This window comes from Bradyrhizobium vignae, assembly GCF_004114425.1.
In the GTDB taxonomy this organism is placed as follows: Bacteria; Pseudomonadota; Alphaproteobacteria; order Rhizobiales; family Xanthobacteraceae; genus Bradyrhizobium; species Bradyrhizobium vignae.
Genome location: NZ_RDQF01000062.1, coordinates 14,680 through 28,576 on the forward strand (window position 1 = coordinate 14,680; position 13,897 = coordinate 28,576).

The 13,897-nt window shown below is 65.0% G+C and carries 15 protein-coding genes; 13 read left to right on the forward strand and 2 right to left on the reverse strand.

Annotation, left to right across the window (positions count from 1 at the left end; translation table 11 throughout):
• Nucleotides 1–35 precede the first annotated feature (35 nt).
• The 5 genes from tatB to surE all read left to right on the forward strand — a co-directional run bounded on the left by tatB (nt 36) and on the right by surE (nt 4,170).
• Nucleotides 36–530, forward strand: a complete 495-nt coding sequence (gene tatB, locus EAV90_RS33275) for a Sec-independent protein translocase protein TatB (protein WP_122403127.1) — start codon at nt 36–38, stop codon at nt 528–530.
• Entirely contained in the window at nt 527–1,339 is an 813-nt protein-coding gene (gene tatC / locus EAV90_RS33280; protein WP_122403128.1) for a twin-arginine translocase subunit TatC, read from the forward strand. Before tatB ends, tatC begins: the two co-directional genes overlap by 4 nt.
• A gap of 199 nt (nt 1,340–1,538) precedes the next feature.
• Entirely contained in the window at nt 1,539–2,870 is a 1,332-nt protein-coding gene (gene serS / locus EAV90_RS33285) for a serine--tRNA ligase (RefSeq protein WP_122406654.1), read from the forward strand.
• 61 nt (nt 2,871–2,931) lie between these two features.
• A complete protein-coding gene (locus EAV90_RS33290) occupies nt 2,932–3,294 on the forward strand; it encodes a hypothetical protein (RefSeq protein WP_122403129.1) in 363 nt (120 codons plus the stop codon).
• 108 nt (nt 3,295–3,402) lie between these two features.
• Nucleotides 3,403–4,170, forward strand: coding sequence for a 5'/3'-nucleotidase SurE (gene surE / locus EAV90_RS33295; protein ID WP_162500267.1), 768 nt, complete (start codon nt 3,403–3,405; stop codon nt 4,168–4,170).
• A 2-nt stretch (nt 4,171–4,172) separates the two neighbouring features.
• Here surE and EAV90_RS33300 read toward each other — a convergent pair whose 3' ends face one another.
• Nucleotides 4,173–4,544: a response regulator gene (locus tag EAV90_RS33300; protein ID WP_122403131.1), complete on the reverse strand. Its 372-nt coding sequence runs from the start codon at nt 4,542–4,544 to the stop codon at nt 4,173–4,175.
• Nucleotides 4,545–4,774: 230 nt separating this feature from the next.
• On the opposite strand from EAV90_RS33300, the gene EAV90_RS33305 reads away from it, so the two are divergent.
• Entirely contained in the window at nt 4,775–5,425 is a 651-nt protein-coding gene (locus EAV90_RS33305; protein ID WP_129145817.1) for a protein-L-isoaspartate(D-aspartate) O-methyltransferase, read from the forward strand.
• 109 nt (nt 5,426–5,534) lie between these two features.
• Complete coding sequence (locus EAV90_RS33310; protein WP_122403132.1) at nt 5,535–6,914, forward strand: peptidoglycan DD-metalloendopeptidase family protein; 1,380 nt, start codon at nt 5,535–5,537, stop codon at nt 6,912–6,914.
• A 155-nt stretch (nt 6,915–7,069) separates the two neighbouring features.
• Here EAV90_RS33310 and EAV90_RS33315 read toward each other — a convergent pair whose 3' ends face one another.
• A complete protein-coding gene (locus EAV90_RS33315) occupies nt 7,070–8,062 on the reverse strand; it encodes an ATP-binding protein (RefSeq protein WP_122403133.1) in 993 nt (330 codons plus the stop codon).
• Nucleotides 8,063–8,244: 182 nt separating this feature from the next.
• Here EAV90_RS33315 and yajC point away from each other — a divergent pair, with 182 nt between their 5' ends.
• The 6 genes from yajC to EAV90_RS33345 are packed head-to-tail and all read left to right on the forward strand — an operon-like array spanning nt 8,245 to nt 13,890.
• Complete coding sequence (gene yajC / locus EAV90_RS33320; RefSeq protein ID WP_027576227.1) at nt 8,245–8,613, forward strand: preprotein translocase subunit YajC; 369 nt, start codon at nt 8,245–8,247, stop codon at nt 8,611–8,613.
• Nucleotides 8,614–8,660: 47 nt separating this feature from the next.
• Nucleotides 8,661–10,265, forward strand: a complete 1,605-nt coding sequence (secD, locus tag EAV90_RS33325) for a protein translocase subunit SecD (protein ID WP_122403134.1) — start codon at nt 8,661–8,663, stop codon at nt 10,263–10,265.
• An 11-nt stretch (nt 10,266–10,276) separates the two neighbouring features.
• Nucleotides 10,277–11,296, forward strand: a complete 1,020-nt coding sequence (gene secF / locus EAV90_RS33330; protein ID WP_122406656.1) for a protein translocase subunit SecF — start codon at nt 10,277–10,279, stop codon at nt 11,294–11,296.
• A 60-nt stretch (nt 11,297–11,356) separates the two neighbouring features.
• Complete coding sequence (locus tag EAV90_RS33335) at nt 11,357–11,740, forward strand: Mth938-like domain-containing protein (protein ID WP_027576230.1); 384 nt, start codon at nt 11,357–11,359, stop codon at nt 11,738–11,740.
• Nucleotides 11,737–12,600, forward strand: coding sequence for a phytoene/squalene synthase family protein (locus tag EAV90_RS33340; protein ID WP_129145818.1), 864 nt, complete (start codon nt 11,737–11,739; stop codon nt 12,598–12,600). The genes EAV90_RS33335 and EAV90_RS33340 overlap by 4 nt, the downstream gene beginning before the upstream one ends.
• Before the next feature lie 45 nt (nt 12,601–12,645).
• The gene (locus EAV90_RS33345; protein WP_122403136.1) at nt 12,646–13,890 is read left to right on the forward strand and encodes a threonine ammonia-lyase; all 1,245 of its coding nucleotides are present in this window, start codon (nt 12,646–12,648) and stop codon (nt 13,888–13,890) included.
• Nucleotides 13,891–13,897: the final 7 nt, after the last annotated feature.

Sequence of the window (13,897 nt, forward strand, 5' to 3'; positions counted from 1 at the left end):
GGGCCGGCTGCGGCTTCGCGTGAACGGAAGACCTCATGTTCGACATCGGGTGGAGTGAACTGGTCCTCATCGGGGTCGTGGCCCTGATCGCCATCGGCCCGAAAGAGCTGCCGGGCGTGCTGCGCATGGTCGGGCAGTGGATGGGCAAGGCGCGCAGGATGGCCGCCGAATTCCAGGGTCAGTTCCAGGAGGCGATGCGCGAGGCCGAGATGGCCGACCTCAAGAAGAGCTTTGACGAGGTCAAGGAGGCTGCCACGGGATTAAATCCGTTGACCTCGCTCCAGAAGGACGTCAGCGACGCGCTGCGCGTCGATGCGCTGGACAAGCCGGCAGAGACGCCTGCCACCACAGCTGTCGAGCCCCCTGTTAGCCCGACTACTCCGGAAGCGCCGACGCCCGCGACTTTTGTGGAGGCCGAGGCACATGCGGATGCGAACGAGCCGCTCGCGGTCACCCGCGAGATCGAACAGGCACCGGTCGCGCAGGACACCGCGCCACCCGAGGCGATCAAGGACGCCAAAGCGTCATGACCGACGCCGATATCGAGGCCAGCAAAGCCCCGCTGATGGACCACCTGATCGAGCTGCGCTCGCGGCTGATCAAGGCGCTGCTCGGCTTTGGCGTGGCCTTCATCTTCTGCTTCTTCTTCGCCAAGCAGATCTACAACGTGCTGGTCTGGCCGTTCGTGTGGGTCGCGGGGCCCGAGAACTCCAAGTTCATCTACACGGCGCTGCTGGAATATTTCATCACGCAGCTGAAGCTGGCGCTGTTCGGCGCCGGCTTCATCTCGTTCCCGATCGTCGCGACGCAGATCTACAAATTCGTTGCGCCCGGGCTCTACAAGCACGAGAAGCAGGCCTTCCTGCCGTATCTGGTCGCGACGCCGTTCTTCTTCGTGCTGGGCGCGATGCTGGTCTATTTCGTCGTGCTGCCGATGCTGATCCGATTCTCGCTCGGCATGCAGCAGGCCGGCAGCGATGAGACTGCGCAAATCCAGCTCTTGCCCAAGGTCGGCGAATATCTGTCGCTGATGATGTCGCTGATCTTCGCCTTCGGGATCGCCTTCCAGCTCCCGGTGATCCTGACGCTGCTCGGCCGCATCGGCATCATCACCTCGAAAATGCTGCGCGAGAAGCGCCGCTATTTCATCGTGATCGCCTTCGTGATCGCAGCCGTGCTGACGCCGCCCGACGTGCTCAGCCAGTGCTCGCTGGCGATCCCCTTGCTGGCGCTGTACGAGGGCTCGATCATCGCGGTGGCGATGGTGGAGAAGAAGGCTGCAGCCTCGGCGCAAGCCACCGGCACCGACGTATCGACGCCGGCCAACCCGGCGGAGTAGGGCCCCGCAACCCCTCCGCCGTCATTCCCCGCGAAAGCGGGGTATCCAGCACGCGGCAGCCCCTCGGAGAATCACCCCGGTCTCTGGAATACTGGATCGCCCGCTTTCGCGGGCGATGACAGAGTGCTAGGGAAGCCAGCCATTTGCGGGCCTGCAAATCGATGATTTGCAGGCCTGCAACAAGCCCAGGACCACGGCCATGCACGACATCAAATCGATCCGCGACAATCCGCAAGCCTTCGACGCCGGCATCGCACGGCGCGGATTGAACCCGATGTCGGCCTCGCTGCTGGCGATCGACGAGCGGCGGCGCGCGGCGATTCTGGCCTCGGAGCAGGCGCAGGCGCGGCGCAATGCTGCCTCCAAGGAAATCGGCGACGCCAAGAAAGCGAAGGACGAAGCGCGCGCGGCGAAGCTGATGGCTGAGGTCGCAGAGCTCAAGACCACGATGCCCGAGCTCGAAGCGGCCGCGAAAGCCGCCGACGAGGAGCTGACGAAAGAGCTGTCGGCGATCCCGAACATTCCGTTCGACGAAGTGCCCGATGGGGTCGACGAGCACGGCAACGTGCAGCACCACGTGTTCGGCAACAGGCGCAATTACGGCTTCGCGCCCAAGCTGCATGACGATCTCGGCACCGCGCTCGGCTATATGGATTTCGAGGCGGCGGCAAAGCTGTCCGGCGCGCGCTTCGTGGTGCTGAAGAAGGGGCTGGCGCGGCTCGAACGCGCGATCGGCCAGTTCATGCTCGATCTTCACACCACCGAGCATGGCTACACCGAGATCAATCCACCTCTGCTGGTGCGCAACGAGGTGATGTTCGGCACCGGGCAATTGCCGAAATTCGAGGACGATCAATTCTGGGCGATCAAGGGCGAGCTGCTCGCCTCGCCCGATCATGAGCGTTTGAGGACCGAACGCCTCGGCCTAATCCCAACCGCTGAGGTGTCGCTTACTAACCTCGTGCGCGAATCCATCCTCGACGAGAAGCAACTGCCGATGCGGCTGACTGCGCTGACGCCGTGCTTCCGTGCGGAGGCGGGTGCCGCAGGGCGTGACACCCGAGGTATGATCCGCCAGCACCAGTTCACCAAGGTCGAGCTGGTCTCGATCACGACGCCCGAGACAAGCAAGGACGAGCTGGAGCGGATGCTGTCCTGTGCGGAGCAGGTGTTGCAGAAGCTCGACCTGCATTATCGGGTGATGACGCTCTGCGCAGGTGATATGGGATTTTCGTCGCAGAAAACCTATGACATCGAGGTCTGGATGCCCGGGCAGGGCGATGGCGGCATGTTCCGCGAGATCTCGAGCTGCTCGGTCTGCGGCGATTTCCAGGCGCGACGCATGGATGCGCGCTCGCGCGGGCCCGACGGCAAGCCGCGCTTCGTGCACACGCTGAACGGCTCCGGCACAGCGGTCGGCCGCGCGTTGATCGCGGTGATGGAGACCTATCAGCAGGAGGACGGCTCGATCGCGGTCCCCAGCGTGCTCCAGCCCTATATGGGCGGGCTGAAGGTGATCGCGCGCGAGTAGGGTTGCGTAGATCGGGCGGCCGGCTATCCTGCCGGCGCCCGTCAACGCGAACTCACCGCTCATGGCCTTGCACCGCGATATCTTCTGGATCGGCCGACAATGGGCCGTGACGGGTGCGGGGATTCAGGCCATCGATCAGCGCCTCCGCGGCGTCCTCGACATCGAGATCGCGCGGCTCTGGGACGACGATCTCGTGCAGAGCCGGCGCTCCAAGCCCGGCGTCAATACTGCTGACTTCGACAAGGCGTTGACGGTGGCGCGCGAACGCTTTCCGCAGGCACCGGACTCTGACCCGTTCGTCGCTCAGCTCAAGGAGCTCGGCGTGATCGAAACTCCCGTCGAGAGTCCGGTCGTGCCGGCGATGCGGCTGCGTGCGGAAGGCCGCCTGGCGCGCTTCCTGCCGCAATGGCGTATCCGTCGCTGACACGACCAGATCGGGAACCTGACGGCGGACCGCAATCGTCCGGTTTGCCTGATCGGCCCTAGCCGGATAAGACGGCTCAGAACCGCTTTCAGGAATCGTAGCTCCCGCATGCGCATCCTCTGCACCAATGACGACGGCATCCACGCTCCCGGCCTCAAGGTCGTGGAGGAGATCGCGCGCGCCTTGTCCGACGACGTCTGGGTGGTGGCGCCCGAGCTCGACCAGTCCGGCGTGTCGCATTCGCTGTCGCTGAACGATCCACTGCGCCTGCGCGAGGTCGGCCCGCGGCACTTTGCCGTGCGCGGCACACCGACGGACTGCGTCATCATGGGGGCCCGCCACATCCTGGGTGCCAAGCTGCCCGATGTCGTGCTGTCCGGCGTCAACAAAGGTCGCAACGTCGCCGAAGACGTCGTCTATTCCGGCACCATTGCTGGCGCGTTGGAGGGCACCATCTTAGGGCTCCCATCATTCGCACTGTCGCAGGAGTTCAGTGTCGAAACCCGCGAACGGCCGCCGTGGGACACCGCGCGCAAATTCGGGCCCGATATCCTGCGCAAGGTAATCGCCGCCGGCGTTCCGAAGGACACCGTCATCAACATCAACTTCCCGTCCTGCGCGCCGGAGGATGTGCTGGGCATCCGCGTCACGCGGCAAGGCAAGCGCAATCTGGGCTTCCTCAGGATCGACGAGCGCAAGGACGGCCGCGGCAACCCTTATTTCTGGATCGGATTCGAACGCACCGCGATGCTCGACACGCCCGCCGACGGCACCGATCTCGCAGCGCTGCGCGAGCGCTACGTCTCAGTCACTCCGCTCAGGCTCGACCGCACCGACGAAGCGTTTTCGGAAGAGCTGAGCGCGATGCTGAAATAGAACTATCCGCCGCGAAGCGCGGCTTCGATGGTCTTGCCGAGCGCCTCGAGTTGAAACGGCTTTTGGAGCGCCGGCCGGTCGCGGTACTGTTCGGGCAAGCCGGAGGAGCCGTAGCCAGTGGCGAAGATGAACGGGCAACCCTTCGCCATGATGACATCGGCCACTGGCGAGATGACCTTGCCGTTGACATTGACATCCAGAATGGCGAGGTCGAACTCGGTGGATTGAGCAAGTCGCATGGCCTCGCTGATGTCGCCCGCCTCGGCGGCAACCTTGTAGCCGAGCTCCTCCAGCATGTCCGCGACCATCATTCTGATCATGACCTCGTCCTCGACGAGGAAAACAGAGCGGCCCGAAAGCCCTGTCGCAGTCATTGGTGAGTCCTTGCCCATTCTCGCGAACGTTCGCAGATAACGATAAGCGACGCAATGCGCGTTTCGGCGAACCCAAACCTGCAAATAGCCTAGCGCGTTGATAGCCCGGTTGTGGTCAGATGCTGCGCCGAAAGGCTATCATGAGTTCCTGAGCCGGAACAAGATTCGCGCCTCGGATTCTTGCGGTGCAGTACGGCAATCCGCCAGACGAGATCAACGAAGCAGCAGCAATGACCTCGCATCAGCACCCGCCGGAAAAGATGATGTTTCAGCTGACGCTGAGGCGTCGGGGCATCAGCGATCAGGCCGTGCTGCGGACAATGGAGGAAGTGCCGCGCGAGCTTTTCGTCGACGAGGCCGATCGCGACGGTGCGTATCGCGAAAGCGCGCTGCCGATCGCGTGCGGGCAGACCATCAGCCAGCCTTTCGTCGTCGCCTACATGACCGAGCAGCTCCAGCTCCAGAAGCAGCACCGGGTGCTCGAAATCGGCACTGGCTCCGGCTACCAGGCTGCCGTGCTGTCGCGGCTCGCCGGCCAGGTGCTGACCGTCGAGCGCTATCGCAAGCTCGCCGACACGGCACGCGCCCGGCTCGAAAAGCTCGATTGTCACAATGTCGAGGTGATGCTTGGCGACGGTCTCAATCTGCCTCCCAACATCGGTCCGTTCGATCGCATCATCGTCACCGCCGCAATGGAGCAGATTCCGGAGAACCTGATCGGGCGGCTGGAGGTCGGGGGCATCCTGATCGCCCCCGTCGGCCCGCATCAGGGCGTGCAGACGTTGACCCGCCTGATCCGGACCGAAGCCGGGATCGAGCGCAAGGAACTCGTCGAGGTCCGCTTCGTGCCGGCACTGCCCGGCGTGGCGCGGGAGCTGTAGAATCCCGGATCGGCAGCGCCGCCAACATCTTATTGTGAGGGTTAAGCCGTTATTTACTCGACGCGTGTTTACTTAAAACACCAGTTCTGTTGCGTACGAGTGAGTAACCATGTCCGCTGTCGCCGAGTTGCTTTACTCGCGCCGCGTGCCGCAGGTCGCGGTGCTGGCGCTGATCTCCTTCAGCTTTGCAGGGTGCAGCGCCGACATGTCGTCGCGACTGTCCCAGACAAATTTCTCCAATCCCTTCGCTTCCGAACAGACGGGGTCGGTGCAGCAGGCGCCGCCGCCGCAGCGTGAGCTGCCGCAATATGCGCGGCCGCAGACACAGCCCGGTTACTACCAGTCGCAGCCCTTGCCGCCGCCGGCGGTGTCCGCGCCGCAATCCTATCCGGTTGCGGGAGGCGGCGGCGTATCCGGTGGCGGGCGCGGCGTCAGCTCCTATGCGCCTCCGGCACAGCCGCATCTCGAAACCACTGCCACGGTGCCGCCGCGCTCGGTTGCGGCCGCCCAGCCGGCCGGTGGGACCAAGATCATCGTCGGCACCAGCGATACGCTCGACGTGCTCGCCAAGCGCTATCACGTCACGCCGCAGGCGATCCTTGCCGCCAATGGCTACAAGGGCCCGCGGGCGCTCTCGCCCGGCCAGCAACTGATCATCCCCCATCCGGCGACGGCCGCAGCCCCCGCGTCGGCGCCCATCGCGGCGGCGCCCGCGGCGAAGCCGGTTGCTGCGGTTGCGGCACCGTCGAGCACCCACTTCGTCAATGCCGGCGACACGCTCGCCAGCATCGCCCGCAAGAACCACATCTCGGCGGCTGAACTCGCCCGTGCCAACGGCCTCGACCCGTCTGCAAAACTCAAGCTCGGCACCAAGCTGACCGTACCGGGCGCCAAGACCGCGGCCGTCGCGGCGCCGGCTGCCGCGGCTCCGGTCGGGGCTGCTCCAGTGGCCGGAACGCTCCAGCCCGTTGCGGCTGCTCCGGCGCCCGCCACCAAGATGGCCACGGCCGCCGCGCCCGTGCAGAGCGCACGCCTGGCTCAAGCCACGGCCAATGTCGATGAGAAGCCCGCCGAGACGCCGGGGAAGGCTGCGGAGGCCACCGGCGCGCTGCCGACCTTCCGTTGGCCGGTCCGTGGCAAGGTGGTCACGAGCTACGGTGCCAAGACGAATGGCAAGTCCAATGACGGCATCAATGTCGCGGTGCCCGAGGGGACGCCGGTCAAGGCGGCTGAAGACGGCGTCGTCGCCTATTCCGGCAACGAGCTGAAAGGTTACGGCAATCTGGTCCTGGTTCGGCACTCCAACGGCTACGTCACCGCTTATGCCCATGCGAGTGAGCTGTTGGTGAAGCGCGGCGATACCATCAAGCGCGGCCAGGTCATTGCCAAGTCGGGTCAATCCGGGGAGGTGGCGTCGCCGCAGCTCCACTTCGAGATCCGCAAGGGATCGAACCCGGTTGACCCGCTTCAATTCCTGAATGGGGCGTGAAGCTTACGCACCGCTCCACACGAACGGTGTCGTCGCCCGGCCTGACCGGGCGACCCAGTATTCCAGAGATATTTAGTGTTGGCCGATAGGCCGCGGCGTACTGAATTCCCCGCTTTCGCGGGGAATGACCGTTATGGGCGGGGCAAGAGCTCCCGTTACCGCGCCGTCAGCTTCACGCCCAGCCGACCCGCAAGCTCCTGCACGAACTGCCACGCGACGCGGCCCGAGCGCGAGCCGCGTGTCGTGGACCATTCCAGCGCCTCGCGTTCCAGCGCCTCGTCGTCGATCTTGATGTCGAAATGGCTGCAATAACCGCGCACCATGGCGAGGTATTCGTCCTGGCTGCAGCGGTGAAAGCCGAGCCAGAGGCCGAAACGATCCGACAGTGAGACCTTCTCCTCGACCGCTTCGCCGGGATTGATCGCGGTCGACCGCTCGTTCTCGATCATCTCGCGCGCCAGCAGATGGCGGCGATTGGAGGTGGCGTAGAGGATGACGTTCTCGGGCCGGCCTTCGATGCCGCCTTCGAGCACGGCCTTGAGTGACTTGTAGGAGGCATCGTTGCCGTCGAAGGACAGGTCGTCGCAGAACACGATGAAGCGGAAGGAGGAGGCCCGCAGCTGCTCCATCAGCGCCGGCAGGCTTTCGATGTCCTCGCGGTGGATCTCGATCAGCTTGAGCTTGTCGGCGGGTTTGCGCTCCGCGTTGATGCTGGCATGCGCTGCCTTCACCAGCGACGACTTGCCCATGCCGCGGGCGCCCCAGAGCAGGGCGTTATTGGCCGGCAGGCCGTTGGCGAAACGCTCGGTATTCTCCATCAGGATGTCACGCATCCGGTCGACGCCCTTCAGGAGGAACAGCTCCACACGGCTGACCCGCGGTACGGCCGCAAGGCGCCCGTCCGGGTGCCAGACGTAGGCATCCGCCCGCTTGAACGACTCGGCCTCGACTGCCGGCCTGCCTTGGGCGGAGAGGTGCGCCGCAATGGTCTCCAGCGCGCGGACGATGCGTTCCTGAGAGACGTCTGGGGCTGTCTTGGTGATAGCCTTGGGGGCTGCCGTGGGGCGTTTTGCCGCGACGCGGGCGGGCTTCCTGGCAGGGGTGCGGGGGCCTTTGCCGGCCGGGCTTTTGCTTGGTTTTTTGGGCATGTCCGAAGTTCCTGAGAACGCAGCCTTATCGGGCCTCATGGCGCGCCGCAAGGTGGCCCAAAAGGGCGGTCTGGCAGCGTTGCAATTGGGGCAATGGCCGCTATAGTCCGCGCGAATTTGACCGAACCGGTCGCCTTTGAGGGCCTGACCGGCCTTCCCCCGTTCTCACGAGGATCGTCCGAATGCTGATTACCCCTGCGTATGCCCAGGCCGCGGGCGCCGGCGACACCAACAGCATGTTGATGTCGCTGCTGCCGTTCGCCCTGATCTTCGTGATCATGTACTTCCTGATTCTGCGTCCGCAGCAGAAGAAGGTCCGCGATCACGCCGAACTCGTGAAGAACATTCGACGCGGCGACACCGTCGTGACCTCGGGCGGCCTCGTCGGCAAGGTCACCAAGGTCGTCGATGACGATCAGATCGAGTTCGAGATTTCGGACGGCGTCCGCGTGCGGCAGATGCGCCAGATGATCTCGGGCGTGCGTGCCAAGGGCGAGCCAGCCAAAGAAAGCTCGAAGGAAAGCGCCAAGGACGACACCGCGGCGAAGTGAGCGCTTCACCGCGAGTCTCAAGTTTCCTGATCTGACAGGTCCAGTCGATGTTGTATTTCACGCGGTGGAAGGCGCTGGGGATTATCCTGACGGCGCTGATCGTGTGCCTCTGCGCGGTCCCCAACTTCTTCCCCGAGGCACAGGTCAAGACCTGGCCCGCCTGGGCGCAGCGTCGGCTCGTCCTCGGCCTCGACCTCCAGGGCGGCTCCTATCTGCTGCTCGAGGTCGATTCCAGCTACGTGAAGAAGGAGCGGCTCGACCAAATCCGCGACGACGTTCGCCGGACGTTGCGCGATGCCAAGATCGGCTTCACCGGCGGCGTCACGGTGCGCAACGACGCGGTCGAGGTTCGCATCACCAAGGAAGCCGATGCGCAGGCCGCACTCGCCAAGCTGCGGGAGCTGTCCCAGCCGCTGGGCGGCCTGATGGGATCCAGCGGTCAGCGCGACCTGGAGGTGGCTGATGCCGGCGGCGGCGTGATCCGCCTGTCCATCCCGCAGGCCGCGATGCTCGACCGCATGCGCAAGACCATCGAGCAGTCGATCCAGATCGTCGAACGCCGCGTCAACGAGCTCGGCACCGTCGAGCCCGTGATCCAGCGCCAGGGCAACGACCGCATCCTGGTGCAGGTCCCCGGCCTCCAGGACCCGACGCGCCTGAAGGAGCTGCTGGGCAAGACCGCGAAGATGGAATTCCGCATGGTCGACACCTCCGTGCCGCCTGATCAGGCGCAAGCGGGCAGGTTGCCGCCGGAATCCGAGCTGCTGATGAGCGCATCGCCGCCGCCGACGCCCTACGTGGTCAAGAAGCAGGTGCTGGTCGCTGGCGGTGACCTGACCGACGCCCAGGCGAGCTTCGACCAGCGCACGGGCGAACCGGTCGTCAGCTTCAAGTTCAACACCTCGGGCGCCCGCAAGTTCTCGCAGGCCACGACTGAGAACGTCGGACTGCCCTTCGCCATCGTGCTCGACAACAAGGTGATCTCGGCGCCCGTGATCCGCGAGCCGATCACCGGCGGCCAAGGCCAGATCTCCGGTAACTTCACCGTGCAATCGGCCAACGATCTCGCAATTCTCCTGCGCGCCGGCGCGCTGCCGGCGCCGCTCACGGTGGTCGAGGAACGCACCGTCGGTCCGGGCCTCGGCCAGGACTCGATCGAGAAGGGCGAGCTCGCCGCCTATGTCGGTTCGATCCTCGTCATCGTGTTCATGCTCGTAACCTATCGGCTGTTCGGGGTGTTCGCGAACATCGCGGTGGCCATCAACGTCGCCATGATCTTCGGCCTGTTGTCGCTGCTCAACGCCACGCTGACGCTGCCCGGCATCGCCGGCATCGTGCTCACCGTCGGCATCGCGGTCGACTCCAACGTGCTGATCTATGAGCGCATCCGCGAGGAGCTGCGCGGCGGACGCAACGCGATCTCGGCGATCGATGCCGGCTTCAAGCGCGCGCTCGCGACCATCCTCGATTCCAACATCACCACCTTCATTGCCGCCGCGGTGCTGTTCTACATCGGCACCGGCCCGGTGCGCGGCTTCGCCGTGACGCTCGGCATCGGCATCATCACCACGGTGTTCACCGCGTTCACGCTGACCCGGCTGATCGTGGCATGGTGGGTGCGGTGGCGGCGGCCGCAGAGCGTGCCGATCTAGGAGCCAAGACCGTGAATCACTACATTCTCATCGGGCTTGGCATCTTGATTGCCGTCCTCACCGTGGTCGCCGCGCTTGGCGTGCTACCGTCGCTGCGCATCGTCCCCGATGATACGCATTTCGACTTCACGCGCTTCCGCCGCATCAGCTTCCCGATCTCGGCGGCGCTGTCGATCGTCGCGATCACGCTGTTCTTCACCCATGGCCTGAACCTCGGTATCGACTTCAAGGGCGGCACGCTGTTGGAGGTGAAGGCGAGGTCAGGCACCGCCGACATCGCGGCGATGCGCACCAAGCTCGATGCCCTGGGTCTCGGCGAAATTCAGTTGCAGCAGTTCGGCGGCCCCGACAACGTGCTGATCCGCGTTGCGGAACAGCCGGGTGGCGACGCCGCACAGCAGGCGGCCCTGCAGAAGCTTCGAGGCGCGCTCGGCGACAGCGTCGACATTCAGCGCACCGAGGTGCTCGGTCCGCGTGTCGCTGGTGAGCTCCTGGCCTACGGCATGCTCGGCCTGATGCTCGCCATCGTTGGCATCCTGATCTATCTCTGGTTCCGTTTCGAATGGCAGTTCGCGCTCGGCGCGATGATCGCCAACGTGCACGACATCGTGCTGACGATCGGCTTCATGTCGATCAGCCAGGTCGATTTCGACCTGACCAGCATAGCCGCGCTCCTGACGATCCTCGGCTATTCGCTCAACGACACCGTCGTCATCTATGACCGTATCCGCGAAATGCTGCGGCGCTACAAGAAGATGCCGATGCCGCAGCTGCTCAACGAGTCCATCAACTCGACGCTGTCGCGCTCGATCATCACTCACTTCACAGTGACGCTGGCGCTGCTCGCTCTGCTGCTGTTCGGCGGCCACGCGATCCACAGCTTCACCGCGGTGATGATGTTCGGCGTGGTGCTGGTCGGCACCTACACCTCGATCTTCATTGCGGCGCCGATCCTGATCTATCTCGGCGTCGGCGAGCATCGCGAGGATGCGCCCGATTCCGCTACGCCGGCGAAGAAAAGCAAGGCATGATCCGAACCTCATGCCCTCGCAGGAGTTTGCGGGGGCAGTAAGCCCATTCGGACGAAGCTCATGGCCGGCGATCCCAACGCTCCGCATTTCCCGCGCTCGGCGCCGATCGATGCCTATGGCAAGGGCGGCTTCGCCTTTGCCGGCATGTCGCATCGAGGATCGCTGCTGTGCCTGCCCGATGCGATCTGGGCCTGGGATGTGACGGACCCCCAGAAGATCGATCGCTACTCGCTGGATCGGGTGTTCGCAGCCGCCAACAGCATCGACACGCTGCTCGTCGGCACCGGAACCGGGCTCTGGCTGCCCCCGCCGGAGCTCCGCCAGGCGCTCAAGGCGGTGAGGGTGGTGTTGGACACGATGCAGACCGGCCCGGCCGTGCGCACCTACAACATCATGATCGGCGAACGGCGGCGCGTCGCAGCCGCGCTGATCGCCGTGCCATGAGCCGCGCTGCGCCGCCGCCCGACTCCGTTGCCTTCTGCGCCGATCTCGTGCGTAGCCATGACTTTCCGCGCTATGCCGCGACCCTGTTCGCGCCTGCCGCCGAGCGCCGCGCGTTGTTGGCGCTCTATGCCTTCAATGTCGAGATCGTGCGCGTCCGCGACCAGGTGAGCCAGCCATTGCCCGGCGAAATCCGCCTGCAATGGTGGACCGACATGCTGTCGGGCCATGTCCATGGCAGCGCTGAGGGCAATCCCGTGGCGGCCGAGCTGCTGCGCGCGATCGGCGATTTCGACCTGCCCGTCGAGCCGCTGTCGTTGCTTGCCGACGAGCACCAGTTCGATCTCTACAATGACCCGATGCCGACCATGGCCGCGCTGGAGGGGTATCTGGCGGCGACGTCATCGGCGCTGTTCGATCTCGCTGCCCGGATCATGGGACCACGATCGGAGGCGGTCGAGCATCTCGCTCGTCATGCCGGACTGGCGCAGGGCCTCGTGCAGGTCATAGCCAATTTGCCGCGCGATGCCGCGCACCGGCAGCTGTTCTTGCCGCAACAGGTGCTCGAGAGGCACAATTGCAGCATGCAGGATGTCTTCGCCGGCAAGGAGACACCCAGTCTCCACGCGGTGCTGGAGCAGCTTGCGGCTGAAGCCCGGCAGCATATGACGGCGTCGTCGTCGCTGCTGGCGCAGGTGGCGCCGTCCGTGCGGCCGGCGTTTCTACCGCTGAGCCAGGCGCAGGCCGATCTCAAGCGCCTCTCGCGTCCGGGACGAAACCCGTTTACGCTGCAGCCGTCGTCGCGGCTGCGCACGCTCTGGACACTGTGGCGCGCCTCGCGATCACGTGAATTTACCAAATAGAGGCTGGCTTATCGCCTGGGCCGGCGAAATGCTCTATGCTGTCCCATGGCTGACTTGTCCCAAACCACGTCCTCCGAAGTCAGCGGCCTTTCGGTCGCACCGGAAGACATTCGCGCTGCCGCCGAGACCATCCAGGGCGCCGTCGTCGAGACGCCCTGCAACTACAGCCGCACGCTGAGCAGCATCTGCGGCTGCGACATCTGGCTCAAATTCGAGAACCTCCAGTTCACCTCCTCGTTCAAGGAGCGCGGCGCTCTCAACCGGCTGACCGCGCTGACGCCGGAAGAGCGCGCGCGGGGCGTGATCGCAATGTCCGCGGGCAATCACGCGCAGGGCGTCGCCTACCACGCCAAGCGGATCGGCATTCCCGCCACCATCGTGATGCCTATCGGCACGCCGATGGTGAAGATCGAGAACACCAGGCATCACGGCGCCGAGGTGGTGGTCACGGGCGCGACGCTGGAAGAGGCGGCCGCCTTTGCGCGCAGCCATGGTGAAGCGCACGGCATGATCTTCGTCCATCCCTATGACGATCCGCTCGTGATCGCGGGGCAGGGCACGATCGGGCTGGAAATGCTCAAGGCGGTCCCGGAGCTCGATACGCTGGTCGTCCCGATCGGCGGCGGCGGGTTGATCAGCGGCATTGCCATTGCCGCGAAATCGATCAAACCGTCGCTGCGGATATTGGGCGTCGAGGCCTGGCTCTATCCCTCGATGTACAACGCCATCCATGACGGCAATCTGCCGGCGCGCGGCGATACGCTCGCCGAGGGCATTGCGGTGAAATCGCCGGGCAAGATCACCACCGAGATCGTCCGCCGCCTTGTCGACGACATTGCGCTCGTTAGCGAAGCGGAGCTTGAGCGCGCGGTCGCGACCCTGATCTCGATCGAGAAGACTGTTGTCGAGGGCGCCGGCGCCGCCGGCCTTGCCGCGCTGATGTCCGATCCGTCCCGCTTTGTCGGCCAGAAGGTCGGCCTGGTGCTGAGCGGAGGCAATATCGACACGCGGCTGATCGCCTCCGTCCTCACCCGCGAGCTGGCGCGCGAGGGGCGGTTGACGCAACTGTCGCTCGATATTCCCGATCGGCCCGGGCAGTTGGCCGCCGTGGCGGCGCTGCTGGCCGAGGCGGGTGCGAACATCATCGAGGTCTCGCATCAGCGGACCTTTTCCGACCTGCCGGCCAAGGCGACGCTGCTGCAGCTCGTCATCGAGACCCGTGATGCCGCCCATCTCGATGAGGTGATGGCCCGGCTCAGCGCATCCGGACTGAGCGCGCGCTGCGCTTGAGCGCAAC

What these genes read in the sequence shown, in the direction of transcription:
- tatB (WP_122403127.1), top strand. Translation starts at nt 36, where the DNA reads ATGTTCGACATCGGGTGGAGTGAACTGGTCCTCATCGGGGTCGTGGCC.
- tatC (WP_122403128.1), top strand. Translation starts at nt 527, where the DNA reads ATGACCGACGCCGATATCGAGGCCAGCAAAGCCCCGCTGATGGACCAC.
- serS (WP_122406654.1), top strand. Translation starts at nt 1,539, where the DNA reads ATGCACGACATCAAATCGATCCGCGACAATCCGCAAGCCTTCGACGCC.
- EAV90_RS33290 (WP_122403129.1), top strand. Translation starts at nt 2,932, where the DNA reads ATGGCCTTGCACCGCGATATCTTCTGGATCGGCCGACAATGGGCCGTG.
- surE (WP_162500267.1), top strand. Translation starts at nt 3,403, where the DNA reads ATGCGCATCCTCTGCACCAATGACGACGGCATCCACGCTCCCGGCCTC.
- EAV90_RS33300 (WP_122403131.1), bottom strand. Translation starts at nt 4,544, where the DNA reads ATGACTGCGACAGGGCTTTCGGGCCGCTCTGTTTTCCTCGTCGAGGAC.
- EAV90_RS33305 (WP_129145817.1), top strand. Translation starts at nt 4,775, where the DNA reads ATGACCTCGCATCAGCACCCGCCGGAAAAGATGATGTTTCAGCTGACG.
- EAV90_RS33310 (WP_122403132.1), top strand. Translation starts at nt 5,535, where the DNA reads ATGTCCGCTGTCGCCGAGTTGCTTTACTCGCGCCGCGTGCCGCAGGTC.
- EAV90_RS33315 (WP_122403133.1), bottom strand. Translation starts at nt 8,062, where the DNA reads ATGCCCAAAAAACCAAGCAAAAGCCCGGCCGGCAAAGGCCCCCGCACC.
- yajC (WP_027576227.1), top strand. Translation starts at nt 8,245, where the DNA reads ATGCTGATTACCCCTGCGTATGCCCAGGCCGCGGGCGCCGGCGACACC.
- secD (WP_122403134.1), top strand. Translation starts at nt 8,661, where the DNA reads ATGTTGTATTTCACGCGGTGGAAGGCGCTGGGGATTATCCTGACGGCG.
- EAV90_RS33335 (WP_027576230.1), top strand. Translation starts at nt 11,357, where the DNA reads ATGGCCGGCGATCCCAACGCTCCGCATTTCCCGCGCTCGGCGCCGATC.
- EAV90_RS33340 (WP_129145818.1), top strand. Translation starts at nt 11,737, where the DNA reads ATGAGCCGCGCTGCGCCGCCGCCCGACTCCGTTGCCTTCTGCGCCGAT.
- EAV90_RS33345 (WP_122403136.1), top strand. Translation starts at nt 12,646, where the DNA reads ATGGCTGACTTGTCCCAAACCACGTCCTCCGAAGTCAGCGGCCTTTCG.